This window comes from Methylophaga thiooxydans DMS010 (assembly GCF_000156355.1).
GTDB lineage: Bacteria > Pseudomonadota > Gammaproteobacteria > Nitrosococcales > Methylophagaceae > Methylophaga > Methylophaga thiooxydans.
Window position 1 is genome coordinate 114,069 of record NZ_GG657895.1, and the last position, 23,018, is coordinate 137,086.

The following is a 23,018-nucleotide window of genomic DNA, read 5'->3' on the forward strand; positions in this document are numbered from 1 at the left end:
TCTCCTGTTTGGTTAAAACGCAGAACCAGCCTATCCCGTGCAGTACTGCCGCAACAATCAATAAATTTGGAAGTGGTGTTGTGATGAGAATTCCAAAAAGTAAGGTGGCTTGGAAACGCATCCAGCCGAACAATATAAAAGACGCGCTGCGGCTTAATAAAGAGTACGCCAGACAGTTCAAAAGGCTAACTGTTCCAGCTATCGCTGAACTGATGGCTGTCAGTGAAGACCGCTTATACAAATGGCTCTCTACTGGTGATATGCCAGTCAGTTTTATCCCGGCATATGAGCATATCTGTGAGATGGATTATGTCACCCAATATCTGGGTTACCGAAGTAACAAGCTGATGATTCAAATCCCCACAGGGAAAAAAGTGGATGAACTAGGTTTAGCCGAACTACAGCAGCTTTCTGCAGATGCAATGAGTTTGCTAATCAAGTTTTATCGTGAGGGTGAGTCGGTAGATATCCTTACTTCAGCGCTCACTCGACTGTTAGCTGGCGTGGCATACCACAGAGAAAATGTTATCTCTCAGAGTCAGCCAGGTCTAGATTTTGAGGGCGGTGAAGATGACTGAACAAAACAGGGAATGGTTCACAGCAACTGAATTAGCAAACAAACCAGGTCTTCCAAAGTACAAGCGTGGCGTTAATCAGCAGGCCTCAAAACAAGGCTGGAATACAAGGCAAGTAAAAGTAAGAGGTGGATCAGCAAATGAATACCACCTTTCCAGCCTGCCAGTAGAAACTCAGGCCGCGTTGATAAAACAACACCTGCCGACCCCAGTTAAGAGCAGCTCGGAAAGCACTGAATTTAGCTACGATCCTCAAGCATTATGGCAGCACTATGACAACAAGCCACAAAAACAAAAGGACGCAGCTCAGAACAAACTCAACCTGCTTTTGCAGGTCATGGCTCTGACAGAAAACGGTGGCGCCACACTTAAGAATGCCTTCTTACTGGTGGCTGATCAAAACGACATTAGTGAACGCACCATGCAAGGCTGGTATCACGGTACCAAGAGCAAGAAAGGGGTGAAATTCTATGCTCGTCAAGACTGGTTAGCCGCGCTGGTACCCGGCTTTGTTGGCCGAACGGTCACAGCAGATATGGATACTGAGGCTTGGGAATTTTACAAAGCCGATTACCTTCGCCTGGAGCAGCCAGAGTTCGAAGCCTGTTACTACCGACTACAACGTACTGCAGCCGAACAAGGCTGGAAAATCCCCAGCAAAAAAACACTGGAACGTCGCATCAAAGCCATACCGCTGGCAACCCGCGTTTATCTACGTGAAGGTGAAGCCGGTTTGATCAAACTGTTTCCTGCCCAACAGCGAACAGTCCAAGAGCTACATGCGCTTGAGTGGATCAATGGTGATGGCTACCAACACAACGTGTTTGTTCTATTGCCAAATGGCGATGTAACGCGCATGAAAACGTGGTTCTGGCAGGACGTCTACAGCCGCAAAATACTGGCTTACCGCGTCGATGAATCAGAAAACACCGACTCAATCCGAGCCAGTTTTGGCGATGTTGTGGATCAGTTCGGCATACCCGAACACGTCACTATTGATAACACCCGCGCTGCAGCCAATAAATGGATGACCGGTGGCGTTAAAAACCGCTATCGCTTCACCGTAAAAGAAGATGATCCACTCGGCCTATTCCCTACGCTCGGTATCAAAGTGCACTGGACATCAGTGATTGGCGGCAAAGGACACGGTCAGGCTAAACCTGTCGAACGTGCCTTTGGTGTTGGTGGTCTTGGTGAATATCTGGACAAGCATCCTAAGTTTGAAGGTGCCTATACCGGCCCAAACCCAATGGCCAAGCCAGAAAACTACGCCAAAAAAGCGGTACCCATTGAAACGTTCCTAGCAGTACTGGAACAAGAAATCATTGCTTGGAATGCCAAACCGGCTCGACGCACTGAAATCTGCAACGGCACAAAAAGTTTTGATCAAGCTTTCACCGAAAGCTATCAAACCGCCGTTATCAAAACAGCTAACCAAGAACAACGTCGCATGTGGCTGCTGATGGCTGAAGCCATCAAAGTGCAGAAAGATGGATCATTTAATCTTGATGCCGGATCAGCCACAGGACAAGGCAAAAACCGCTACCACGCGCCAGCGTTGCTCGACTTTGCAGGCCAGAAGATTACCGTTCGTTTTGACCCTCAAGCGCTGCATGAAATCGTCTATGCCTACACCTTAGATAATCGCTATATCGGTGAGGCGCAATGTATTGAAGCTACTGGGTTTGGTGATACTGAAGCGGCTCGAAGCTTCAACAAGCATCGCACTCGCTTTATCAAGGCCACCAAGCTGGCAGCGAAAGCCGAAGTCGCGATGGATGCAATGGAAGTGGCAAGTCGCCTGCCTTTGCAGCCACAGCCTGAAGTCGCCAACCCGAAAGTGGTCAGACCACTTCGCCCAGCGCCAGAACTAGGCCGACACATACCGCAGCCACAACTAACTGACGAACAAAAACAGGATCTGGCTACATTCCAAGCCGAGTTCCAACAGCCACAAGAGCCTGCAGCACAAATCATAAGAAATGATGACCCCAGAGCGCGCTACAAGCGTTGGGTCAATTTAGACCGTCGGTTGCGAGAAGGGAGTCAACTCTCAGCAGCTGATCAGAAATTCTGGGCGATGTACCAGAAAGGCGATGAGTTCCGCTTTATGAGCGAGTTCAGCGCTGACTTTGAGAGCTTCGACGAAACTGTCGAGGCATAAAAAAACAAACCCGCTGGCAGGCGGGTAAGTAAAACGTGATGAGGTAAATAATGACAACAAATCAAAACGTGGTCAACTTGGGAGACAGAGTCGAAGCCTCTGTCACCACGGCACCACTGAAAAACGTCATGCTCTGTACACGATTGCTGGAACAAGCGATGAATCGCCCAGCACATCTACCAGGTATGGTCACTTTCTTTGGCCCGAGTGGCTGGGGTAAATCGTTTGCTGCAGCTTATGCAGCGAATAAATACCGCGCTTACTACGTTGAATGCAAAAGCACCTGGACAAAAAAAGCGCTGCTCCTTTCCATTCTCAAAGAAATGGGCATCCAGCCAGATAAGACCAACTATGACATGGTCGAGCAAATCAGTCAGCAGCTGGCGCTGAGTGGTCTGCCGCTCATCATCGATGAGATGGATCACATCGTCGAAAAGAAAGCCGTCGAAGTAGTGCGTGACATTTATGAAGGATCAAACGCTGCCATCCTGCTGATCGGTGAAGAGAAGCTCCCGACCAAGCTGCTCAAGTGGGAACGGTTCCACAATCGAATGCTGGCTTGGCAAGGCGCTCAACCTGCCGATCTGGAAGACACACGACAACTGTCCCAACTTTACTGCCCGGACATCACCATTGCTGATGACCTGCTCGAACGCATCCAGCGTGAAAGCATGGGCGTCGCCCGTCGAATCTGCGTCAATCTCAACCAAGTTCAGCAAGCCGCCTACTCAGCTGGTACCGACCAAATCGACGTCAAACTCTGGGGTAACCGTCCCCTCTATACCGGCGACGCACCCAGGAGGAAGGTTAAATGACACAGCCTGTTCATATCACAAGAGCAAACGGCAAGCTGTCAGGTAGAGATGCCTGCTGGCAAGCCATACGTGAATTGAAAGTGTTTTCTTTACTTGACCTGGAAGCACACACCAGTGATCACAAACAGCTGAATGAAGTGAATCGCCGAACAGCCAGAACCTACGTGATAGGGCTGGAAGGTGCTGGCTATCTGGAACGCACCACCAAGCGCATGGGCGGTGCCATTGTCTGGAGGCTGACTCGTGATGTCGGTGTGAATGCACCTCGCGTCAACCGCAAAGGTGACCACGTCACTGGTGGCGAGAGCCGTGAACAGATGTGGCGAACCATGCGAATTCTGAGTGATTTCAGTTGGCGTGATTTGGTGGCATCAGCCTCTACGGAAGAAACACCTATCGAACCGAACACTGCCAAGGATTACATCACCTTTCTGGCTAAGGCGAATTATCTCAAAGAGATAATCCCAGCCAACCATGGTGGTGGTCTGGCGCGATACAAACTATTACCCGCGATGAATACCGGTCCAAAGCCGCCGATGATTCAACGCATTAAACAAGTCTTTGATCCCAATTTAAACAAGGTCGTATGGCCAAAGGATGGTGAGTAATGGATGAAGCGACAGTAGACGTAATTCAACAATTAATGGCATGGCACCAGAAACGAGTTGATGAATTGCAGCTGATAGTGGATCAAAAAGGTGCCTCTATCAAAATCGGTGAAGAGATTGAAATAACCGATCCGGAGGTGCTCAAAGGCGTTCATTTAGGCGTGAAGATTAGTTTGTCACTGCTTGGCAAGTTACCCATTTCATTAAAGGAAGGTGAGTAATGCTGATTTTAACAAGACGTGTGGGCGAAGCCCTGATTATCGGTGATGACGTTGTCGTGAATGTGCTTGGTACCAAAGGTAATCAAGTCCGGATCGGGGTTGAAGCCCCAAAAGATGTCTCTGTTCATCGTGAAGAAATTTATAACCGCATTCAGAAAGAAAAGGATGACAACAAATGAGCGACTGGAAACAAGTACTCAAAACCGAATGTGAGAAAACATCACAAGCCAAGGTGGCCGCTGTTCTCAGACAGAATGATGGCTTTCCTTCACCAACCGTGATTAACCAGGTCATCAAGAGTAAATACCCCGGCAGAACTGACCGACTGCAAGCACTCATTGAAGGCAAGTTTATGTCCGGCAGTGTGCAATGCCCGGTGGTTGGTGCTATCCCCAGCGACCAATGCATTGAATACCAAAGCCGCCCGTATGCAGCAACAAACCCGACACGCATTCAACTTTATAGAGCCTGCCGTGGCGGCTGTGAACACAGCAAAATTGGAGCCTAATCATGAACAAGAATTTGGGTAACGACATCATCAGCAAAAAAGTAGAAGACGTTCGCCACTGCTTAGCAGAACTAGCACGACGTGGCCTCACCATTACCGATATCAACATCGGTGAAGCCAGAAAGCCGACCATCACCATCGTCGGCTACAACGACAGTCCAGGTGGACTTAAGGGCGGCACAAAAACCCGCATTAAAACCGGCCTACGTCGTCTCGAAACCTACGCCACAGAAGTCAGCGGCTGCCAGGTGCAGTGGAAAGTTGTGGCTTAAACAGGAGTAACCCATGAATACAGCTATCAATACAGAGCAACACAAGGTGAACGCACAAGGTCACCTTGTACCCATTAGCAAAATCAAACAAATCGATCTGGATCGTGATGATCTTATCGAAGAACTGTTTGGTAAGGCCGAGTTGCTGCGAGAGCAGATGGTCGCCTTCAAAGCTCAGGCGATGAATGACGTTTATGCCTTCGTCGAGCTTGTTGCAGAAAAATACGATGCCAAGCTCGGTGGCAAAAAAGGCAATATCAGCCTCACCAGCTATGACGGTAAACGCCAGATTCGCATTCAAATGGCCGAGCTGTTGCACTTCGATGAGCGTGCTGAAGCAGCTAAATCCCTGATTGATGAATGCATTCAAGAATGGTCAGAAGGCAGCAACGACAATATCAAAGCCCTGGTCGATCACGCCTTCAAAACCAACACTGAAGGCCAGCTTAGTGCTGCCCGAATCCTCGGACTGCTGCGGCTGGAGATTGACGATCACAAATGGAAGCAAGCCATGGAGGCGCTGAAAGATTCGATGCAAATCACTGGCTCCAGCGCCTATGTGCGTTTCTATTACCGCCCGACCACCGAGAGCAAGTTTCAGAATCTGGCTCTCGATATGGCTGCTCTGTGAGGTCTTCTATGGAAATGATTGTATTCGAAGACAGGGGCCAGGACTTTCTGGAGTGGGACATCGATGAAGATGGCGTCGTTGTTGATTCAAGACCATTTCAGGCTGGTATCTGGAGTGGCACGTTTGTATCAGACATAAAAGTTGGTGAGCGACCAACCGTCACCAGTCCCCGTGATGGGGTTCAACGACAGTTGAAGTATCGCGTCATCGATATTCAGCCTAAATCCGCTTAACCAACGGCGCGTCAGCAGACAGGTGGTGCCAGCAAAAAACTAACAGACTGCAGCTGAGACGGTGGGTTTTATAACCTTTCTCCCCGCCGGGCAACGCCGACTGATCCACGAGACGGATTACTTAGCCCCTTCGTTGGGGTTAAGGCAGTGAAAAATCCGGGAGATGATATGGATGAATTAAGGAACCCAATCTGTTTTGCACGTTGCATCTGGCGGTCGCTTAGTCGTGGTCGGTATATATCTGGTCACAAGTACAAAACAGCAAAAGAGGTTACACCGGAAAACATTCATATCCTCCGCTGTAAACATTGTGGCCATAACTCCATTGCATGGAGCTGGGGATCGTTAGAGGAATCCAAATAATGAACATGAAAGAAGCAAGCGAGATGCGACCAGACATACTCACTATCAGTGGTGAATACTTTAACTTTATGTGTCCTGAAGAGTCTGAGTTCGACATTTACGTTGCCGCTCATGGCCTATCAAACATTTGCCGCTTCGCTGGCCACACTAATAAGTTCTACAGCGTAGCCCAACATTCGGTTTATGTGTCTGAAATTGTACCGCCTGAAATGGCTTTGCACGGACTGCTGCATGATGCCGCAGAGGCGTTTGTTGGTGATGTGGCCAGACCACTGAAAAACCTCTTGCCCGATTATCGTGAAATAGAGAAGCGTGTTGAAAAAGCCGTGTTAGGCCGTTTTGGGTTAGACGCTGAGATGCCTGCAGAAGTGAAGCACGCAGACTTGGTCTTGTTAGCCACAGAGCAGCGTGACTTGATGGCACCACACGATGATGAATGGCCGTTAATTAAAGATATTGAGCCATTAAAAAAAGCCATTGAACCAGTGTCTCCCAGCACAGCGTTTTTAATGTTTGTTGGCCGTTATCTACAAATCGTGGGGCAGCTATGAGTTCAAGACAAAAGCTAATCCAGCTTGTTCATATCGGCGCTAGCCGCTTGTTTAAGGACGAAGAAGCTCGTCGCACATGGCAAGGAGACCATACCGGTGAACGTTCGTGCAGCAAGATGACGGACAAAGAATTGAAACATTTAGTCAATTTGCTACGTGATGCCAAAGCGATTAAACCACCTAAACGCGCAGGCAGAAAGCCATTCAATCGCAGCCCGTATATGGCAAAAATTGAAGCCTTACTGACCGATATGCAACTCAGTTGGGAATACGCTGAAACCATAGCCTGGCACGTCACCGGTGGTAAAGGCCATGCAACAACAGGCCGTCCTGGTATTGAACGTCTGGAGTGGGTGCACAAGCGTCAGCAGTTTGAAGCGATCATTGCCGCGTTATATCAGGAACAGAAAAAACGCAGCCTGCTGCAAACCGTTGAGTACCTACTGGATGCCATGAACCTGAGCGAAAGCTATGTCGAGAAGCTGGTAGCAGGCCGTGCGAATGCCAGCAAGTGGCGTCGTAATGTGCCGCTACTCAATGCCATCGTCGATCACCTTAATGACAAAGTCGCGTTTGAACGTGCCACTCAAGTAGCGCTGCCATAAGCAAGGTACCGAGCCAGTGAATTTACCTGATTATTTACCACCTGTAGCCAGAGAGATAGCCGATGTGATCGGTCTTGATGGACTGTTGCGTCTGGTGAAACAGTTCGGTGGTGTCACTATTCGAGTGCCGGGGCAAGGTGACCTAAAGCAAGTGCTTAGTCCAGATCAATACAAACAGTTCGTGCATACCTTCCGTAATGAGAAAATCGCCATCCCCAAGCTTCAAGCAAGGCTATACCAAGTGGATCTGGCAGAGACAAGCCGTCTGCTTGATCAAGGCTTTACCAAAGCAGAAGTCGCCCGGACACAAAAAATTACTGAACGCGCTGTCTACAAACGCCAGGCTAAACAGCGTCAACTTGAAAATGACAAACAACAGGATCTCTTTTAATGTTCGATTTTATCAATCCACTCACAACTGATGACTTCAACGATAGTGTTGAGTTTTTATACCCTAATTTTTTGCCTAAAAAACAAATCACTATGATCTATGCCGATGGCGGCATGGGTAAAAGCTGGTTGCTTTTCGGGCTGGCAAAATATGCCACTGAACACAACAGTGGTAGTGAGCAAGGCGCGATGAATGTGCTGTACATCGATGTCGATAACCCCATCAGTGTGCTGAAAGAGCGTGGCATCGAACATAAACTGATCGAAGCCTGCCCGAATCTAACCTACTCGCACCGCAGTAAGTTCAATGGTGAGCCACTCGAACTGCTGGATGAGCTTGAAAACAGAGCCTATGGCAACGCGTTTAAAAACATGCTGCTGATGCTGGACAGTCTCAGAGACTTTGGTGATATCAATAATGACCTGACAGCCATGCGGATCGGCAACAAGCTGAAAAAGATACGTGACGCCGGTGCCACCATTATTGTGTTGCATCACTCCACCAAGAACGGCAGCAACTATCAAGGATCAAACAACCTACGTAACAGCGTCGATAATATGTACCGTCTTATCAAAGCGGACTCGCCCGAAGGTGAAATTCGCTGGCTGCTCGAAGTTAAAAAAGAACGTGCTGCCATTGCCAATATCGCACTAAGAATAGAAGTGGCAGATCTGTTTTTAACCGAACTGGATCTCGACGAAGTCACACTCAACGATGAAGAAAGAGCGTTTATCGACAAGGTAAAAACCGTGCTGAAGGAGCAAGGTAGTTTGAATAAAACCAAGCTACTGGACGCCTGCGGTCACAAAAAAGATGATAAAACCGCCCGTGATAGACTAGATCGCTTTGACCGTATTCACTGGCAATCTGAGAAAATAAAAGGTGCTTACACCTATAGTTTGGTTTAACAACCACTACAACGCGAACAACCTATCTGCTAAGTTGTAGCGGTTGTATCGGTTGTTGATAAAAGGAACTTAAAAATGAAAAAACTCGCTTTTTGTATCTATGCGCTACTACTTTCTTCATCAGTTTTTGCAGCCGATGACTCACTCTTCCAGCCATGGTGTGATGCTTTCACTGCTCAGGGTATGGTGAGTTTGGCAGCGAATCGCATTTATGGCAGCCCCAGTACATTGAATGATGAGCAGTATGAGTCGCGTAGTAACTGGGTAAATAATAGCTACCGAATGGCAGCTGAGAGATTTGCAGCCCGTTCCGGGCAGAGTTTTGAAAAAGTAGATATGGATGCAATGTCAAACGGTTGGGTTCAACGGTGTCAGCTGAAAGACCAAGTCCAATGAATCTTATAGGTAAATTTCCAGCTTGGTTATAACTTCCAGCCAGTCTGAAAAAAATAACTCAAGATTGCCCAGACTTCTAAAACCTGCTTAACTAAATTGTAGTAACACCCCAGCGCCCTGAACTCATTCAGGGCGTTTTTGTTTGTGCCAGAAAGCATCATGCAACCCATGGACACAAACAAAACCTACCCAGAACTTTTCCTCAAAGCAGTCAATCATGTCTTGAAGATTGAAGGCGGCTATGTGGATGATCCAAACGATGCCGGTGGCGAAACCAACTACGGCATCAGCAAGCGTCAATACCCCCATCTTAATATCAGACTGCTGACATTAGATGATGCCATTGCACTCTATTTCCGTGACTACTGGCAAGCCTATGGCTGTGGCGATTTGCCACCAGTCATTGGTTGTTTCTTGTTTGACTCGGTAGTAAACCACCGGCCCAAAACAGCAATCAAATTCCTTCAATGCGCTTATCGCGTGGAAGTAGATGGTGTGATCGGTGATGAAACGCTTGGCGCTATCAGACGTTTCGCTAATAACGAAGACTACCTTACTAACAAGCTCACTCTCAGCCTTGCCTATCGGGCTGACTTCTATCATGACCTCGCCGTTGAAAACCCATCACAAGAACGCTTCATTATGGGCTGGATGCGCCGTCTGTTTGTGTTGCAGCAATTTATCAATACAGAGGTGACTCATGGAGCCGATTAGCATTGCTTTAGGATTAGCGCAATTCGTGCCGGGGCTAACCCGGCTTTTAATGGGGGATAGGGCTGGTAACGTCGCTGATAAGGTTGTTAAAGCAGCCAATGCAGTAACGGGCGCAGGTAACGCTGATGAAGCCTTAGCCAAAATAAAGCATGATCCAGAGCTTCAACTAAAACTGCAAAAAGAAATGAACGTTATCGTTCTCGCCGAACTAGAAGCCGAGAACAAGCAGTTGGCCACCATCAACGCCACCATGCGAACCGAGTACACCTCTGGCGATTCATTCGTCCGTCGCTGGAGACCTTTCTTCGGTTACACCATTGCCGTGACATGGTTTGTACAAATGTCTGCTTTGGGCATTGTGATCGTTATTTCACCGAATGACGCTCCTGCTGTTATCAATGCCATGGTCAACCTATCTGGTATGTGGGCAATCGCGCTTGCTGTGCTGGGTGTCTCAGTGAAAAAGCGTTCTGATGATAAACAAGTGTCAGCCGGACAAACGCCACCTCCGGGCGTATTTCAGAATCTATCTACTCTTTTAAGCCGTAACAAGGAAAGTAAATAAGCATGGTGGACGTGTTCGACCGCGCCCAGGAGCGCGAACAAAAAGACAGGGATATCGCGATTCAGACGGTGCTTCGAAGTAGCAGAGAAACAGAACAACCTGATGAAGAAAACGGTATTCGCTATTGCTTGGATTGTGGTGAGCCGATTCCAAATAAAAGACTGGAAGCAAGACCAGACGCGGTGCGCTGTGTGGACTGTCAAAACATTAAGGCTAAGCGGGAGCGATAAATGGAATTAGATTACACCGCATACAGGTTTTGGTTTGATGTGTTTCTGGCTTTTTTGTTTGCAGGTAATTGGGTTTACACCTGGCTAATCAATCGCCATCGCGTGAATAAAACAGAGATTAAAGAAGTGAGCCAGCAGATAGTTAAAGTAGTTAGCCGAATGGATATCGTTGAAGAGCGAATGAATGGTGCACCAACGCATACCGACCTTAGCAATATCTACAATCGCATGAATGGAATGAGTGAAAACATCAGCGAAATGACTGGCTCTTTGAAAGCCATGACAACCCAGCTAACGCTAATCAATGACTATCTGTTACGAGGAGATAAGCGGTGAGCTTTAATCAAATACTCACAGAATCTATTCGTCTTGCCTTATTGCAGGCATTGGAGCAAGACCCTGGCTACTCGCATAACGAAAACATCTTGCAAATGATTTTGGCCAGTGTTGGTCATGATGTGTCTGCTGATCGTGTTCGTACCGAATTGCGCTGGCTGGAAGAGCAAGGTCTGCTGGCGATTACAACGGTTGGTGAATTGTTGATTGCCAAGGTGACTCAGCGTGGCGTCGATGTTGCGCTGGGGCGGAGCCGAATTGATGGTATTGGGAGAGCGCGACCATGATTAGAAAATTAAAGAACTGGCTGTTACAGCAAGATATAAAGAGCTTCGGCAAAGAAGTGTTAAAGAGTGTGGTTATTTTTTGCTACATCATTGCCGCTGGTTATTTCTTTGGTGTTGGGATGTCACATTCTTATTCACCCATCACCATCAGCGTAGAGACGACTGAATAATGGCTCGCGCCTCATCCATTGAGCAATTGCCAGCCGATATTCTGGAGCAGCTGCAAACCCTGTTGCGAGATCCGCGAGTCTCACAACTGGATGCCACAGCACAAATCAATGCCATCCTTGAACAGCTCGGCACTGATGATCGCGTCAGCAAGTCTGCGGTCAATCGATATGCCGTCAAGATGAAAGATGTCGGAGCCAAACTACAGCAATCACGCGAACTGGCCAGCATGTGGATCGGCAAGCTGGGCGCTGCACCGCAAGGCCAGGTTGGTAAGTTAGTCAATGAAATCATCCGCACGATGGCGTTTGATTCAGCAATGCATATGGCTGAAGGTGATACCCCTGTAGAGCCAAAAATGCTGGCTCAATTGGCACTCGCTGTTCAGCGACTGGAGTCAGCGGCCAATATGAATGAAGAGCGAGAGAAAGCCATCAGAGCCGAAGCCGCTAACGAAGCTGCAGCGACAGCTGAAAAGTCTATGGTCAGCCAAGGCATGAGCCAAAAAGCAATTGATTCAATCAAGACAGAAATACTGGGGCTGGGTTAAGCGATGGGCGCTGCTTTAGCCATATACAAAGATTACGATCCGAATGATGTCCTGCTGCCATATCAAAAGAACTGGATGGCAGATGACAGTATTCTTAAGCTTGCTGAAAAGTCACGACGTACAGGTTTAACTTGGGCTGAAGCAGCCGATCAAGTATTAGCCGCCTCATCGTCAAAGGCTGCGGGCGGTACCAACTGCTACTACGTTGGTTCTAATAAAGAGATGGCCGTAGAGTTTATTGATGCTTGTTCGATGTGGGCTAAGTCATTCAATAAGGCTGCCTCAGCCATTGAAGAGGAAATCTTTGAAGATGAAGACAAAGATATTCTCACCTTCACTATTCGCTTTGCCAGCGGCTTTAAGATTCAGGCACTCAGCTCACGACCCAGCAATATGCGTGGTCGTCAGGGTAATGTCTGCATTGATGAGGCGGCATTCCATGATGCACTTGATGAGCTTTTAAAAGCTGCGTTAGCTCTGACGATGTGGGGCAGCAAAATTCGAATCATCTCTACGCATAATGGCGTAGAAAACCTGTTCAATGAACTCATCGAAGACAGTCGATCTGGAAAAAAAGATTACAGCGTTCATCGAATCACACTGGATGATGCGTGTGAAATGGGTCTCTATAAACGCATCTGCCAAATTCAGAAAATTCAATGGACACAAGAAGGCGAAGACGAATGGAAAGCTGGGCTTCGTAAAAATACTGCCAGTACCGAAGATGCCGAAGAAGAATATGACTGCGTCCCCAAACAAGGCGGTGGCACCTATATCAGCCGCGCCCTACGTGAGTCCCGCATGCATGATGTGCCGGTGCTGCGCTATTCCGGTACCGCCGAGTTCAACCTGTGGCCAGAGCATCTTCGCCAGGCAGAAATGCTGGCCTGGTGTGAGGTTAATTTAAAGCCGCTTTTAGACCAGTTAAATCCCAATTTACGCCACGTTTTAGGCGAAGATTTTGGTCGCTCCGGTGACTTAACCGTGCTGACACCGATGACCATCAGTCAGCAGCTCAGGCGCGTAGTGCCATTTATGGTTGAACTGCACAACGTGCCGTTCAAGCAGCAAGAGCAGGTGCTGTTTTATATCTGTGATCGTTTGCCTCGATTCAGTGCGGCCAAGCTGGATGCCCGTGGTAATGGTCAGTATCTGGCAGAGCAAGCCAAGTACCGCTATGGCGTCAATGTGGTCGAAGAAGTGATGCTTAGCCAAAGCTGGTACCTGGATAATATGCCCAAGTTCAAAGCTGCGTTTGAGGACGACACCATTCTTATCCCGCGTGATGCCGATGTCGCAGACGATATCGGTGCGCTGCAAGTGATTAAAGGTGTACCGAAATTGCCCGATGGTAAAACCGATGCTGCCAAAAGCCGACACGGTGACGCAGCGATTAGTTTGGTCATGGCGCATGCTGCCAGCTTTGATTTGGCTTCACCGATTGAGTGGACAGCAGCCCCCAGCAAAACCGAACGCGACAACCCCGACAACGACTACAGCAGCCTGATGCAAAAAGGCGGTGGATGGTAACAATGGAACAAGTAAGAACAAGTCAAATCGTAGATGCCGCTGGTAAGCCAGTACAGGTGCGAGAAGCACTGAGTGAAGAGCAAACATCCAAGCTCGGCTTTATCAGTAAAGAGTTTGAGAACCATCCTTCAGGTGGTTTAACACCACGCAAGTTAGCCAGCATTCTGCAAGCAGCTGAACAAGGCAATCTGGTCGAACAGGCCGACCTGTTTGAAGATATGGAAGAAAAAGATGCCCATGTCTTTGCGGAAATGAGTAAGCGAAAACGGGCGTTGATGGGTGTCGATTGGGATGTGGTCGCACCGCGTAATGCCGATAAAAAAGAAGAAGCGCTTGCCGAAGAGGTCAAAGAGTGGCTGCTTGACATGGAAGACTTCGAAGATCACCTTTTCGATATCGGTGATGCGATTGGCAAAGGCTATTCGATGCTGGAACTCGGTTGGCATAAGCTGGGTAAAACGCTGTTACCAACGCTAGAGCATCAATCAGCACGCCTATTTACCATCGATGAAAATGATCGCAAAAAGATTCTGCTGCGTAACAGTGGTGGCAGAGGTGATGAATTGTGGCCGTTTGGCTGGGTAACGCATGTTCATAAAGCCAAGTCTGGCAGCATTGCCCGTGGCGGTTTGCATCGTATCCTCGCATGGCCATACCTGTTTAAAAACTACAGCATTCGGGATCTGGCCGAGTTTCTGGAAGTCTATGGCATACCAATGCGACTCGGCACTTACCCCAGCGGTGCCAGTGATGAAGAAAAAAATACCTTGCTTCGCGCCGTCATTGGTATCGGCCACAGTGCTGCAGGCATCATGCCCGATGGTATGGATGTCGATTTTAAAGAGGCCGCCAAGGGAGCCAGCGACCCATACCAGTTTATGATCAACTGGTGCGAGTCGGTTCAGTCTAAAGCGATTCTCGGTGGCACCTTAACCAGTACGGCACAAAATACCGGTCTGGGTTCTAACCTGGGTGATATCCATAATGAAGTGCGTCATGATCTGCTGGTCAGTGACGTGCGGCAAATTGCTGGCACCTTAAACCGTGACCTACTTTGGCCAATGGTTGCACTCAATATTCCCGGTGCCGATCCACGCCGTGGCCCACGTATCAAGTTCATCTCTGAGGAAGGTGAAGAACTTAACGAACGCGCCGAACGCGATAAGCTTTTGTTCGATATGGGCTACCGGCTTAACCAAGAAAAACTGACGGAGATCTATGGTGAAGGCTATGAACCGGTTCCAACTAACACCCCTGAACAAAATGATGCTGCACGCCCGAATGCCGCCGCTACCGCTGCAGCCAAAGCCGGTGATAATGAAACAGAGTTAGATGGTGTTGTGAATCAACTGGCAACACAAGCACAGTCACCGTTAGACGACCTTTATAACCGTATTAAATCCTTATTAGAGGAAGTGGATGATAACGGTGGCACGCTAGAAGACTTTCAGGATCGCCTGGTCGAAGCATTCGGTTTTCTTGACCCGGAAGAACTTGCTGACGTGATTCAAATGGCGCTGGCCACCGCTGAGCTGGCTGGGCGTTATGAGGTGTCTGAAAATGACTGAAATAGAAAATGAAATTCAAAAGAAAGAACTTAACGCTCCAAGGTTAACTCCAGATATGCTTCAGGCTGTAATCAAGTCAGAGCAGTATCACGTATTTGAAGGAAGCCAATTAACTGTCTGCTGCTTAACTTTACAAAATGGCTTTACTGTAACAGGTGAATCAGCTTGCGCTAGTCCAGAAAACTTCGACGCTGAAATAGGTGAGAAGATAGCCTATGAGAATGCCAAAAATAAAATCTGGCAACTGGAAGGTTATCTGCTGAAGCAAAAATTGCATGAAGCTGGCTAAATGAACATCAATTACGGCTCCATGCCTTTCAATAAAGCGGTTGATGCGTTTCGTGACAAGCTGAACCTGCCGACGGCATCCTGGACAGATATCTATGAGGGCCAGCATGCCCGTGCCTTTGTCATTGCCGGGGCGATGAAAGAAGACCTGCTTAACGATTTTCGTTCATCAATGGACAAAGTGATTACTGAAGGCATGAGCCTGAAGGACTTTCGCAAAGACTTTGATCAGATAGTCAGCAAGCACGGCTGGGGCTATAACGGTGGTCGCAACTGGCGCAGCCGGGTTATCTACGAGACCAATCTGTATCAAAGCCATAACGCTGGTCGATATGCCCAGATGCAGCAAGTCAAACACACTCGACCATTCTGGCAGTACATACACAATGATGCTGTCGAGCATCCACGGCCAGAGCATGTAGCCTGGGACGGATTAATCCTTGATGCCGACGACCCATTCTGGCAGACCCATTACCCCCAGAACGGCTGGGGTTGCAAGTGTCGGGTCAGAACACTCAGCAAACGCGATATGGATAAGCTCGGTAAAACTGGCCCGGATAACGCTCCTGCAGTAGAACTGGAAGATAAAGTGGTCGGTGTCCGAGGCCCGTCGCCTCGTACCGTAAGCGTACCCAAAGGTGTTGATCCGGGCTTCGCCTATAATCCAGGCAGAGCCGCTTTTGGTGAGCAGCTGGCTGATGATGTGATGGCGCAATACACAAAAACACGCACTCAGTGGACAACGCTCACACCACAAGGCTGGGCTGAAGCTGGCAGAGAACAACAGATACCTTTCACCAAGTCGCCGGTGAAGTTGGGATCACGCTTAAATAAAAAAGCAGAAGTATATGAGCAGCTGCAAAAACAAGTGGGTGAAGAGAAACTCTACACCCCCGGAGGCTTACCGTTTCTGCTCAACAGCAAGGCATTATCAGAACATATTGATCCCGCCCGTGCTGAGTTCCTGCCGTTACTGGACGACTTGCTGACCAATCCTTATGAAGTCTGGTTATCGTTCCAGCAACACAACGGCACTGGCAAAGTGGTGCTGCGCTCTCGCATTGTCAAAGCCTACGATATCGGTAAAGGCCGGTACCTGGTCGCGGTGGCCAATGTGAGAAAGGGGTTACTGGAAAGCTGGACGTTTATCCCGACATCACGCCGTAATTACCTGAACAGTCAGCGTAAGGGGTATCTGGTGTATGGGGATGAAGAATGATGGGGCCACTTTTCCTGACGCACCAGGTTGGCGGGTTTTTGATGCTATGGGCGTACGCGCCAGCATCGCAACCGATAAACATAGTATAGGTGAATAATGGCAGGCGCATCAATCAGTATCGACTATAGCTTCCCGGATAAAGCCATCGCCGCCCGGCTACGCGCCCTGGTCGATGCCGGTGAAGACTTGGAACCCGCCTTTATCGATATCGGTGAAGGTTTACTTAACAGCACCCATGATCGATGGGATCAGCAAGTCGATCCTGAAAGTAACCCATGGGAGCCACTCGATCCGAAATATCAGGCACGTAAAAAGAAAAACGCCGACAAGGTGCTGGTGCTAGAAGGATTCATGCGTGACACGCTAGCCTATAACACCAGCAGCCAGAGTATGGAAATGGGTACCAACCTTATCCAGGGCGCGACCCATCAGTTCGGTGATGAAGACCGAGGTATTCCCGCCAGGCCCTACTTGGGTGTGTCAGAAGACGATGAACAAATGATAATTGATACCCTTTACGAACACTTTCAAGATGCACTACGTTGAATCTCTGTGTGCCGTTCTAAGCTGTTTTAACTGTTGATGTGCGGTCAGTATTGGAATATAAAAGTATTAAACGATTGTGCGGGAATTTAAACGGGGTTAAGCGGTCTTTAATAGTGTTGCTATTGCTTGGATATGTAAAACTGTGACAATATGCCTTATTATGGATAACTACTAATAGGGAGTAACCCTGATGCTGATGGTTTGATTGGTGTCGGGTTTTTTTGTGCCTGATGGCAGACAAATATCAATCAAGAACAGACTTACTCGTTGAAAATGCATCGCTTCGGGGAAGTATCGCAACAATGCGAGCTGCTGAGTGGTCAAAAACTATAAGGTGGTTTATTGCTGGGTCAGCATTGGTTTTAGGGCTATATCTTTTATCGCCAGTTGCAATTTCATGGGCTGGTAAAACAACAAAAGCTGATATTGGCATTAACGCGAAAATCCACGCTGAAATTAACAAGGATGAAAAGTCAGCTGAAGAGAGTAGTTATCTAGTTGGCTTGCTCGGTGGTCTCTTTGGTGTGTTCGGGATTTTATATGGTAGAGGTCAGTCAAGACATAGAAAAAATGTGGTTGAACGCTATCAACCATATAAAGAGATGTATGAAAAAGAAGTGGACAGTAAGAGAACATCTAGTGACTTAACGCCAAGAGGCGAAACAAGACCGGAGGATGTGTGATGGATTCACAATTGAATGATTCAATATTACTGATCGCGTTATTTATTGGGATTTGGTACGCCTGGTTTGTTGAGTATAGAAGCTATTTGAACGACTCTACTCGTCAGCGCCTTTTTGATATACGTGATCAATTATTCAATGCCGCTGAAGCGGGAGAAATTGATTTTGATAATGAATTGTATTGCATTACACGCACGACTTTGAATGGGGTGATTAGATACACCCATCAGTTAAGTGCGATGCATTTTATCCTGACGTTATTTTTGGGCCGGAATGATATTAAAAATAGTCCTCAGTTAAAACGTTATCAAGAGCGTTGGGAGGATGCTTTCTTAAAAACAGAGTCAGAGCATCAAAAGAAACTGATATTAAAAGCCCAAAAAGAAATGCACCTTACTGTCTTTTATCACATTGTCAGAGGTTCACTCTTTTTAAGGGCGGTACTATATATGACGGCATTGCTCCTAATTCTAAAAAATCGCAAGATTGATAATGCTGTCACGTCAAAAAGTGTACGTAGTAAATGGACAATGCTGGATGCTGAAGCTAATTGCATAGGTCAAGCGGTTGCATCTTAACTTCTGATTGTTGCCGTTTTTATGCGTAGACGGTATCTTCAATAACAACAAATATTTAATGCCCTGAACTGTTTCAGGGCATTTTTTTTGCCCCGCATTCGTAGAGTGGCACCTGTTCTTGAAATAAACGACGAACAGGAGACTCGCCATGACATCATTCCCTCAAGGTCGCTATGCATAACGTAGCGCTTGCAATCTGCTCACTACTGGTCGGCACTGATGGTGCCGTCCAGTTATTTCCTGCTGGCAAGTTCGATGCCCCTCGCGGTGCGATGGCAGGGAGTGGCCCTTGGTATCTTGATGATGTTTCTGCAGCTGCACTTATTAATCGCGTTCAATCACGCAAGAACGACATCGTTTTCGATTACGAACACCAAACTTTGTTGGCTGCTAAAAATGGTCAGCCTGCACCCGCTGCCGGTTGGGGTAAGCCTGCCGCGTTGAGTTGGGTGCCTGATAAAGGTCTCATGTTGTCTAGTCCTGAATGGACACCAAAAGCCAACGGCTTCATCACCAACAAAGAATATAAATATATTTCACCCGTTTTCACCTATGACCCCAAAACAGGTCATGTCTTGGATTTACTTCATGTCGCGTTAACCAATAACCCAGCCATTGATGGAATGGATGATGTATTGGCAGCGGCTTCCCTTCTCCCGCAACCAAAACAAGAGGACGCTTCTATGAACGAGGAGACTTTAAAGCTGTTACGCCAATTATTTGGCCTTGCAGCTGATGCCGATGAATCAGCGGTGACTGCAGCTCTGACTGCTATGAATAAGCAGGTTACCAACATGGCAACCACATTGGAGCTGAAAGACACTTCAGGGCTTGCTGCGCTGACAGCGGTTAGCAATGCTCTCGGTGAGCTAAAGAAAAAAGCCGATAGCGCTGATGAAGCTGTTGCTGCTGCCACTGCGGCTACCCCCGACACCGCTATGGCTGTTATTAAAGAGCAAGGCGAAGAAATTGCTGCTCTGACAGCGCGCCTGGATGGCAATGACAAGGACGCCATGATTGCCGCAGCCAAAGCAGATGGCAAGCTCACTCCCGCCATGGAGCTGTGGGCTAAAGACCAGCCGGTTGATGTGCTGAAGTCCTACCTTAAATCAGCCGCCCCCATTGCCGCCCTGACAGGTAAACAAACCACCACACAGCAAGTCGATGACGACGGCAACCCCGTTCTGTCTGATGCGCAGTTGGCGGTTTGTACGCAATTGGGTGTCGAGCCAGCCGAATACGCCAAATCACTCAAAGGAGATAAGTAATGGCCGCATTAACCAAAGACCGTAATACCCCGCAACGGTTAGGTGAAGTTCACAACCATCCAGTGGCGGCATCAAGTGTCATCTTTGCTGGCTCTATTGTTGTGCTTGATTCATCTGGCAATGCTGAGGCTGGTTCAACGGCAACCGGTTTGAAAGCCGTAGGCCGTGCAGACCAGCACGTTGATAACGGTGCTGGCTCTGCCGGTGATAAAGCCATTGATGTACGCAAAGGCACGTTCTTGTTTGCAAACGATGGCTCGATTGACCGCACCGATATCGAAGCCACCGCTTACATCGTCGATGACCAGACAGTGGCTAACACTGACGACACCGGCTCCCGTAGTGCTGCAGGCAAGATTGTCGACGTTGATGTTGACGGCGTCTGGGTCAAATTCGACTAAGACTTCACTGGTTTAGCTAATTAATAAGGATGACACCATGAAAAAACTGATTCTCTTGCCGATGGCCATCGTCGGCGCTCTCGTAATGATGACCTCCGCGATGGCGGCTGACTGGTCATTGCCAGCCAGCCTAATGACCGGCCCTGCCTCATTGAATACGGCCATGATGGGTGATGCAATGCCAATGCTGGCGTTTGGCGGCATCATCATTAACAAACAGGCTATTCAAGATATTTTTATTGGCCTGAAAACCGTCTTCCATAACGCACTCAAAGCCCGAACCAGTAACTGGCAACTGACTGCGATGGAGGTCATGTCTAGCACCAAGACCGAAGACTACGCCTGGTTAGAACGTTTCCCGAAAATGCGTAAATGGGTGGGTGAAAAGCATGTCAAAGCCTTGAAAGCCGGTAAATACACTGCCACCAATGAAGATTGGGAAACGACCATCGCGGTTGATCGTAACGATATCGAAGATGACACCTTGGGTATCTACAACACCCAAGCCAATATGGCGGGTGACTCAGCGGGTGAACTGCACGACATCATCTTGGACGATCTGAAAAACAACGCCTTTATTAATGAAGGTCTTGATGGTCAGTACTTCTATGACACCGATCATGAAGTGAATGAAGATTCGGTATCGAACAAACTGACAGTGGCATTGAGCGCGGCAACATCAGCGGCTGCAGCGGCGTCTTACGGTGCGGCACGTACTGCAATGATGAAGTTCACCGATGACGAAGGCATGCCATTGCGTCTGGTACCCGACTTGCTCGAAGTGCCACCGGCTTTGGAAGCTGTCGCACGTAAATTGGTCGAAGCCGACAAGCTCGACGATGACAGCCCGAACCCCTACAAAGGCACAGCCAAAATTGAAGTCAATCCGGGGTTAACGTCTGATACTGTCTGGTTCCTCCACCACACCCGCAACGCTGTGAAGCCTTTCATTATCCAGATGCGTAAGAAGCCTGTCTTCGTCAGCCAGACGGATATGGAAAACGATGATGTATTCAATAAGCGTGAATACAAGTTTGGTGCCGAAGCGCGAGCGACTGGCGTGTATGGCTTCTGGCAACTGTCTGTCGGTTCCACCGGCGGCGCGTAGTTAATCAGCCTTTAAGACAACTTTATCAGGGCGGTTTTCCGCCCTGATAACCAAGATAAGGAACGCATGATGGAAAACTTACTACAACTGCTACGTGAGAAGGCATTCGACAAAAAGCCTACCGTCGAAGAACTGAAAAAGTTTGATGGTCTGGACAGCATTACAGCCAAAGAGCGTGATGAAGCCTGGAAAGTCATTCAGGACGAAAAGCAGGCTCAGTCTAAAACGAATTCAGAAGCTGATGATAATGGGGGTGGCGGTGACTCAGACAAAAACAGCACAACCACAACAACCACTACAACCGACAGTGACCCTGATTCTAAACCAAGCACCAAACAGAACGCTTTACCACACTACCGTGTGACCGTGATGCGGGATGGGTTTCGTCGTTTAGGTCGTGCCTGGTCAGGCAGTGATGATGTCGAGCTGAGCGAAGAAGAGGTCGCCATCCTGGAAGCCGATCCGATGTTCAGCGTTGTCGAGCTATAAGCGGATATCTCAACGATGCCTTACTGCACACAACAAGACCTGGTCACCCGATATGGAGAGGATGAACTGATCCAGCTTACGGATAAGCAAAACACGGGTCAGCTGGACACGGACGTCATTAATTTAGCCATTGCCGACTCAGACAGCATGATTGATGGTTATCTGGGTGGCCGTTACAGCCTGCCGATTGACCCGCTGCCAAGGTCATTGGTGCGTATTGCTTGCGAAATTACACGCTATTACTTGTACGAAAATCTAGCGCCCGATGAAGTAAAAGACCGGTACAACGAAGCAGTCAAGTCACTCAAAAGCATCGCCCGTGGCGAATTGAGCATTGGTATCAGTACAGAAGGTGCCAAACCTCTCAGCCAAAACACAGTGAAAATCAACACCGGTGGCAATGTCTTTAACCGTAAAGATAAGAGCTTTATATGAACAGCATTAGCACCGTTGAAGATCACATCATTGAAAAAGCACAGGCGTTATTTGGCAATACATTAAGCGCTGCTGAAGTGTTACCCAGCGCGTTGAACTTGGCAGTACTGAAACAGTTGGTTGCCTCAAACAGAACGCCGGGCGTTTACACCACGTTTCTCGGTGGTCAAGGCAACTCACGCGGTAGCCTCAATGGCCGTTTTGATGTGTATGTCATCACCCGTCACGTTGGTAACCACAGCGCCCGGCGTCGAGGTGACACAACCACCATTGGTGCTTATGACATTTTAGCGGCACTGATTCCTAAGCTGCATGAATCGACGATTGCAGGGGTCGGTTCACTGGCGCTGAAGAATGTCAGGAATCTGTTTTCAATGCAGCTGGAGCAAAGCTTCAAAGCCACGATGTATGCCGTCACTTTTGAGTTGCCAAATATGCCATTTCCTAATGACTTTGACCCATCAACGTTGGCTGATTTTGTCACCTTTCATGCTGAACATTCATTGGTCGACGGCGACGACGAACCCGACGCTATTGACCACATAACATTGGAGCAATAAACCATGCCAGACCGAATTTTTATCAAACCCGCCAAGCAGGCTGTCAATGTGCGAAAGCTACGCGGCGGTCTGTTAAATCAGCACGGTGAATACGTGCCACGTGAAGTGTATTACCTGAAGCGGATAAAAGACGGTGATGCGATTGAGCTAACCAGTGACGCCGACATTAAAAAAGCGTTGGCCAAGGCTAAAACGGATGCCAAAAAAGCCGTTGCTGCCAAACCCACAGATTCAACTGATAAGGATGCATAAGC

At 48.2% G+C, this 23,018-nt stretch carries 36 protein-coding genes; all 36 read left to right on the forward strand.

Annotated elements, in window-relative coordinates; all coding sequences use genetic code 11:
* Positions 1–8: 8 nt before the first annotated feature.
* The 36 genes from MDMS009_RS06095 to MDMS009_RS06265 all read left to right on the forward strand — a co-directional run bounded on the left by MDMS009_RS06095 (position 9) and on the right by MDMS009_RS06265 (position 23,016).
* Positions 9–578 carry a hypothetical protein gene (locus tag MDMS009_RS06095; protein WP_008290339.1) on the forward strand — a complete coding sequence of 190 codons (570 nt, stop codon included), beginning with the start codon at positions 9–11 and terminating at the stop codon, positions 576–578.
* Positions 571–2,739 carry a transposase domain-containing protein gene (locus tag MDMS009_RS06100; protein WP_008290354.1) on the forward strand — a complete coding sequence of 723 codons (2,169 nt, stop codon included), beginning with the start codon at positions 571–573 and terminating at the stop codon, positions 2,737–2,739. The genes MDMS009_RS06095 and MDMS009_RS06100 overlap by 8 nt, the downstream gene beginning before the upstream one ends.
* 50 nt (positions 2,740–2,789) lie before the next feature.
* The gene (locus MDMS009_RS06105; RefSeq protein ID WP_008290142.1) at positions 2,790–3,554 is read left to right on the forward strand and encodes an AAA family ATPase; all 765 of its coding nucleotides are present in this window, start codon (positions 2,790–2,792) and stop codon (positions 3,552–3,554) included.
* Positions 3,551–4,162: a hypothetical protein gene (locus MDMS009_RS06110; protein WP_008290358.1), complete on the forward strand. Its 612-nt coding sequence runs from the start codon at positions 3,551–3,553 to the stop codon at positions 4,160–4,162. Before MDMS009_RS06105 ends, MDMS009_RS06110 begins: the two co-directional genes overlap by 4 nt.
* Entirely contained in the window at positions 4,162–4,383 is a 222-nt protein-coding gene (locus MDMS009_RS06115) for a hypothetical protein (protein ID WP_008290147.1), read from the forward strand. Before MDMS009_RS06110 ends, MDMS009_RS06115 begins: the two co-directional genes overlap by 1 nt.
* Complete coding sequence (csrA, locus tag MDMS009_RS06120; protein WP_043887800.1) at positions 4,383–4,562, forward strand: carbon storage regulator CsrA; 180 nt, start codon at positions 4,383–4,385, stop codon at positions 4,560–4,562. The genes MDMS009_RS06115 and csrA overlap by 1 nt, the downstream gene beginning before the upstream one ends.
* Entirely contained in the window at positions 4,559–4,891 is a 333-nt protein-coding gene (locus tag MDMS009_RS06125) for a hypothetical protein (RefSeq protein ID WP_043887799.1), read from the forward strand. The genes csrA and MDMS009_RS06125 overlap by 4 nt, the downstream gene beginning before the upstream one ends.
* Before the next feature lie 2 nt (positions 4,892–4,893).
* A complete protein-coding gene (locus MDMS009_RS06130; protein ID WP_008290127.1) occupies positions 4,894–5,163 on the forward strand; it encodes a hypothetical protein in 270 nt (89 codons plus the stop codon).
* Between the two features lie 13 nt (positions 5,164–5,176).
* A complete protein-coding gene (locus MDMS009_RS06135; protein WP_008290166.1) occupies positions 5,177–5,794 on the forward strand; it encodes a DUF3164 family protein in 618 nt (205 codons plus the stop codon).
* Positions 5,795–5,802: 8 nt separating this feature from the next.
* Positions 5,803–6,027: a hypothetical protein gene (locus tag MDMS009_RS06140; RefSeq protein WP_008290122.1), complete on the forward strand. Its 225-nt coding sequence runs from the start codon at positions 5,803–5,805 to the stop codon at positions 6,025–6,027.
* 362 nt (positions 6,028–6,389) lie between these two features.
* Complete coding sequence (locus MDMS009_RS06145; protein ID WP_237700449.1) at positions 6,390–6,941, forward strand: HD domain-containing protein; 552 nt, start codon at positions 6,390–6,392, stop codon at positions 6,939–6,941.
* Positions 6,938–7,546, forward strand: a complete 609-nt coding sequence (locus MDMS009_RS06150) for a regulatory protein GemA (protein WP_008290338.1) — start codon at positions 6,938–6,940, stop codon at positions 7,544–7,546. The genes MDMS009_RS06145 and MDMS009_RS06150 overlap by 4 nt, the downstream gene beginning before the upstream one ends.
* A gap of 16 nt (positions 7,547–7,562) precedes the next feature.
* Positions 7,563–7,937, forward strand: coding sequence for a hypothetical protein (locus tag MDMS009_RS06155; RefSeq protein ID WP_008290342.1), 375 nt, complete (start codon positions 7,563–7,565; stop codon positions 7,935–7,937).
* Complete coding sequence (locus MDMS009_RS06160) at positions 7,937–8,845, forward strand: AAA family ATPase (protein ID WP_008290124.1); 909 nt, start codon at positions 7,937–7,939, stop codon at positions 8,843–8,845. The genes MDMS009_RS06155 and MDMS009_RS06160 overlap by 1 nt, the downstream gene beginning before the upstream one ends.
* Before the next feature lie 75 nt (positions 8,846–8,920).
* Complete coding sequence (locus tag MDMS009_RS06165) at positions 8,921–9,241, forward strand: hypothetical protein (protein WP_043887798.1); 321 nt, start codon at positions 8,921–8,923, stop codon at positions 9,239–9,241.
* A 168-nt stretch (positions 9,242–9,409) separates the two neighbouring features.
* Positions 9,410–9,955, forward strand: a complete 546-nt coding sequence (locus MDMS009_RS06170) for a glycoside hydrolase family 108 protein (protein ID WP_008290134.1) — start codon at positions 9,410–9,412, stop codon at positions 9,953–9,955.
* The gene (locus tag MDMS009_RS06175; RefSeq protein ID WP_008290135.1) at positions 9,942–10,520 is read left to right on the forward strand and encodes a 3TM-type holin; all 579 of its coding nucleotides are present in this window, start codon (positions 9,942–9,944) and stop codon (positions 10,518–10,520) included. The genes MDMS009_RS06170 and MDMS009_RS06175 overlap by 14 nt, the downstream gene beginning before the upstream one ends.
* Before the next feature lie 2 nt (positions 10,521–10,522).
* Positions 10,523–10,750 carry a TraR/DksA family transcriptional regulator gene (locus MDMS009_RS06180; RefSeq protein WP_081443580.1) on the forward strand — a complete coding sequence of 76 codons (228 nt, stop codon included), beginning with the start codon at positions 10,523–10,525 and terminating at the stop codon, positions 10,748–10,750.
* Entirely contained in the window at positions 10,751–11,086 is a 336-nt protein-coding gene (locus MDMS009_RS06185) for a DUF2730 family protein (protein WP_008290353.1), read from the forward strand.
* On the forward strand, positions 11,083–11,373 hold the full coding sequence (locus MDMS009_RS06190) for a VpaChn25_0724 family phage protein (RefSeq protein WP_008290323.1): 291 nt from the start codon (positions 11,083–11,085) through the stop codon (positions 11,371–11,373). Before MDMS009_RS06185 ends, MDMS009_RS06190 begins: the two co-directional genes overlap by 4 nt.
* Positions 11,370–11,543, forward strand: a complete 174-nt coding sequence (locus MDMS009_RS16240) for a hypothetical protein (protein WP_008290347.1) — start codon at positions 11,370–11,372, stop codon at positions 11,541–11,543. The genes MDMS009_RS06190 and MDMS009_RS16240 overlap by 4 nt, the downstream gene beginning before the upstream one ends.
* The gene (locus MDMS009_RS06195; RefSeq protein WP_008290117.1) at positions 11,543–12,091 is read left to right on the forward strand and encodes a DUF3486 family protein; all 549 of its coding nucleotides are present in this window, start codon (positions 11,543–11,545) and stop codon (positions 12,089–12,091) included. Before MDMS009_RS16240 ends, MDMS009_RS06195 begins: the two co-directional genes overlap by 1 nt.
* 3 nt (positions 12,092–12,094) lie before the next feature.
* Positions 12,095–13,621: a terminase large subunit domain-containing protein gene (locus tag MDMS009_RS06200; RefSeq protein WP_008290169.1), complete on the forward strand. Its 1,527-nt coding sequence runs from the start codon at positions 12,095–12,097 to the stop codon at positions 13,619–13,621.
* Positions 13,622–13,623: 2 nt separating this feature from the next.
* Entirely contained in the window at positions 13,624–15,189 is a 1,566-nt protein-coding gene (locus MDMS009_RS06205; protein WP_008290130.1) for a DUF935 domain-containing protein, read from the forward strand.
* Positions 15,182–15,478, forward strand: a complete 297-nt coding sequence (locus MDMS009_RS06210; protein ID WP_008290712.1) for a Gp49 family protein — start codon at positions 15,182–15,184, stop codon at positions 15,476–15,478. The genes MDMS009_RS06205 and MDMS009_RS06210 overlap by 8 nt, the downstream gene beginning before the upstream one ends.
* Positions 15,479–16,696, forward strand: coding sequence for a PBECR2 nuclease fold domain-containing protein (locus MDMS009_RS06215; protein ID WP_008290145.1), 1,218 nt, complete (start codon positions 15,479–15,481; stop codon positions 16,694–16,696).
* A gap of 96 nt (positions 16,697–16,792) precedes the next feature.
* Positions 16,793–17,242, forward strand: coding sequence for a phage virion morphogenesis protein (locus MDMS009_RS06220; RefSeq protein ID WP_008290150.1), 450 nt, complete (start codon positions 16,793–16,795; stop codon positions 17,240–17,242).
* A 230-nt stretch (positions 17,243–17,472) separates the two neighbouring features.
* Positions 17,473–17,925 carry a hypothetical protein gene (locus MDMS009_RS06225; protein ID WP_154646946.1) on the forward strand — a complete coding sequence of 151 codons (453 nt, stop codon included), beginning with the start codon at positions 17,473–17,475 and terminating at the stop codon, positions 17,923–17,925.
* Entirely contained in the window at positions 17,925–18,503 is a 579-nt protein-coding gene (locus tag MDMS009_RS06230) for a hypothetical protein (protein ID WP_008290118.1), read from the forward strand. Before MDMS009_RS06225 ends, MDMS009_RS06230 begins: the two co-directional genes overlap by 1 nt.
* Before the next feature lie 173 nt (positions 18,504–18,676).
* Positions 18,677–19,771: a phage protease gene (locus MDMS009_RS06235; RefSeq protein ID WP_008290138.1), complete on the forward strand. Its 1,095-nt coding sequence runs from the start codon at positions 18,677–18,679 to the stop codon at positions 19,769–19,771.
* A complete protein-coding gene (locus MDMS009_RS06240; protein ID WP_008290156.1) occupies positions 19,771–20,172 on the forward strand; it encodes a hypothetical protein in 402 nt (133 codons plus the stop codon). Before MDMS009_RS06235 ends, MDMS009_RS06240 begins: the two co-directional genes overlap by 1 nt.
* A gap of 37 nt (positions 20,173–20,209) precedes the next feature.
* Positions 20,210–21,280, forward strand: a complete 1,071-nt coding sequence (locus tag MDMS009_RS06245; RefSeq protein WP_008290173.1) for a Mu-like prophage major head subunit gpT family protein — start codon at positions 20,210–20,212, stop codon at positions 21,278–21,280.
* 66 nt (positions 21,281–21,346) lie between these two features.
* A complete protein-coding gene (locus MDMS009_RS06250) occupies positions 21,347–21,769 on the forward strand; it encodes a hypothetical protein (RefSeq protein WP_008290141.1) in 423 nt (140 codons plus the stop codon).
* A 15-nt stretch (positions 21,770–21,784) separates the two neighbouring features.
* Complete coding sequence (locus MDMS009_RS06255) at positions 21,785–22,204, forward strand: gp436 family protein (RefSeq protein WP_008290132.1); 420 nt, start codon at positions 21,785–21,787, stop codon at positions 22,202–22,204.
* The gene (locus MDMS009_RS06260; RefSeq protein ID WP_008290165.1) at positions 22,201–22,764 is read left to right on the forward strand and encodes a phage protein Gp37; all 564 of its coding nucleotides are present in this window, start codon (positions 22,201–22,203) and stop codon (positions 22,762–22,764) included. The genes MDMS009_RS06255 and MDMS009_RS06260 overlap by 4 nt, the downstream gene beginning before the upstream one ends.
* Positions 22,765–22,767: 3 nt before the next feature.
* Positions 22,768–23,016, forward strand: coding sequence for a DUF2635 domain-containing protein (locus MDMS009_RS06265; RefSeq protein WP_008290139.1), 249 nt, complete (start codon positions 22,768–22,770; stop codon positions 23,014–23,016).
* Positions 23,017–23,018: the final 2 nt, after the last annotated feature.

Excerpts from the sequence above, each read along its gene's own strand:
- MDMS009_RS06150 (WP_008290338.1), top strand. The coding sequence starts at position 6,938 with ATGAGTTCAAGACAAAAGCTAATCCAGCTTGTTCATATCGGCGCTAGC.
- MDMS009_RS06160 (WP_008290124.1), top strand. The coding sequence starts at position 7,937 with ATGTTCGATTTTATCAATCCACTCACAACTGATGACTTCAACGATAGT.
- MDMS009_RS06240 (WP_008290156.1), top strand. The coding sequence starts at position 19,771 with ATGGCCGCATTAACCAAAGACCGTAATACCCCGCAACGGTTAGGTGAA.
- MDMS009_RS06145 (WP_237700449.1), top strand. The coding sequence starts at position 6,390 with ATGAACATGAAAGAAGCAAGCGAGATGCGACCAGACATACTCACTATC.
- MDMS009_RS06170 (WP_008290134.1), top strand. The coding sequence starts at position 9,410 with ATGGACACAAACAAAACCTACCCAGAACTTTTCCTCAAAGCAGTCAAT.
- MDMS009_RS06230 (WP_008290118.1), top strand. The coding sequence starts at position 17,925 with ATGGATTCACAATTGAATGATTCAATATTACTGATCGCGTTATTTATT.
- MDMS009_RS06135 (WP_008290166.1), top strand. The coding sequence starts at position 5,177 with ATGAATACAGCTATCAATACAGAGCAACACAAGGTGAACGCACAAGGT.
- MDMS009_RS06265 (WP_008290139.1), top strand. The coding sequence starts at position 22,768 with ATGCCAGACCGAATTTTTATCAAACCCGCCAAGCAGGCTGTCAATGTG.
- MDMS009_RS06110 (WP_008290358.1), top strand. The coding sequence starts at position 3,551 with ATGACACAGCCTGTTCATATCACAAGAGCAAACGGCAAGCTGTCAGGT.
- MDMS009_RS06105 (WP_008290142.1), top strand. The coding sequence starts at position 2,790 with ATGACAACAAATCAAAACGTGGTCAACTTGGGAGACAGAGTCGAAGCC.
- MDMS009_RS06115 (WP_008290147.1), top strand. The coding sequence starts at position 4,162 with ATGGATGAAGCGACAGTAGACGTAATTCAACAATTAATGGCATGGCAC.
- MDMS009_RS16240 (WP_008290347.1), top strand. The coding sequence starts at position 11,370 with ATGATTAGAAAATTAAAGAACTGGCTGTTACAGCAAGATATAAAGAGC.
- MDMS009_RS06210 (WP_008290712.1), top strand. The coding sequence starts at position 15,182 with ATGACTGAAATAGAAAATGAAATTCAAAAGAAAGAACTTAACGCTCCA.
- MDMS009_RS06245 (WP_008290173.1), top strand. The coding sequence starts at position 20,210 with ATGAAAAAACTGATTCTCTTGCCGATGGCCATCGTCGGCGCTCTCGTA.
- MDMS009_RS06255 (WP_008290132.1), top strand. The coding sequence starts at position 21,785 with ATGCCTTACTGCACACAACAAGACCTGGTCACCCGATATGGAGAGGAT.
- MDMS009_RS06200 (WP_008290169.1), top strand. The coding sequence starts at position 12,095 with ATGGGCGCTGCTTTAGCCATATACAAAGATTACGATCCGAATGATGTC.
- MDMS009_RS06165 (WP_043887798.1), top strand. The coding sequence starts at position 8,921 with ATGAAAAAACTCGCTTTTTGTATCTATGCGCTACTACTTTCTTCATCA.
- MDMS009_RS06180 (WP_081443580.1), top strand. The coding sequence starts at position 10,523 with ATGGTGGACGTGTTCGACCGCGCCCAGGAGCGCGAACAAAAAGACAGG.
- MDMS009_RS06100 (WP_008290354.1), top strand. The coding sequence starts at position 571 with ATGACTGAACAAAACAGGGAATGGTTCACAGCAACTGAATTAGCAAAC.
- MDMS009_RS06125 (WP_043887799.1), top strand. The coding sequence starts at position 4,559 with ATGAGCGACTGGAAACAAGTACTCAAAACCGAATGTGAGAAAACATCA.
- MDMS009_RS06225 (WP_154646946.1), top strand. The coding sequence starts at position 17,473 with ATGGCAGACAAATATCAATCAAGAACAGACTTACTCGTTGAAAATGCA.
- MDMS009_RS06195 (WP_008290117.1), top strand. The coding sequence starts at position 11,543 with ATGGCTCGCGCCTCATCCATTGAGCAATTGCCAGCCGATATTCTGGAG.
- MDMS009_RS06220 (WP_008290150.1), top strand. The coding sequence starts at position 16,793 with ATGGCAGGCGCATCAATCAGTATCGACTATAGCTTCCCGGATAAAGCC.
- MDMS009_RS06215 (WP_008290145.1), top strand. The coding sequence starts at position 15,479 with ATGAACATCAATTACGGCTCCATGCCTTTCAATAAAGCGGTTGATGCG.
- MDMS009_RS06260 (WP_008290165.1), top strand. The coding sequence starts at position 22,201 with ATGAACAGCATTAGCACCGTTGAAGATCACATCATTGAAAAAGCACAG.
- MDMS009_RS06140 (WP_008290122.1), top strand. The coding sequence starts at position 5,803 with ATGGAAATGATTGTATTCGAAGACAGGGGCCAGGACTTTCTGGAGTGG.
- MDMS009_RS06235 (WP_008290138.1), top strand. The coding sequence starts at position 18,677 with ATGCATAACGTAGCGCTTGCAATCTGCTCACTACTGGTCGGCACTGAT.
- MDMS009_RS06130 (WP_008290127.1), top strand. The coding sequence starts at position 4,894 with ATGAACAAGAATTTGGGTAACGACATCATCAGCAAAAAAGTAGAAGAC.
- MDMS009_RS06250 (WP_008290141.1), top strand. The coding sequence starts at position 21,347 with ATGATGGAAAACTTACTACAACTGCTACGTGAGAAGGCATTCGACAAA.
- MDMS009_RS06185 (WP_008290353.1), top strand. The coding sequence starts at position 10,751 with ATGGAATTAGATTACACCGCATACAGGTTTTGGTTTGATGTGTTTCTG.
- csrA (WP_043887800.1), top strand. The coding sequence starts at position 4,383 with ATGCTGATTTTAACAAGACGTGTGGGCGAAGCCCTGATTATCGGTGAT.
- MDMS009_RS06205 (WP_008290130.1), top strand. The coding sequence starts at position 13,624 with ATGGAACAAGTAAGAACAAGTCAAATCGTAGATGCCGCTGGTAAGCCA.
- MDMS009_RS06175 (WP_008290135.1), top strand. The coding sequence starts at position 9,942 with ATGGAGCCGATTAGCATTGCTTTAGGATTAGCGCAATTCGTGCCGGGG.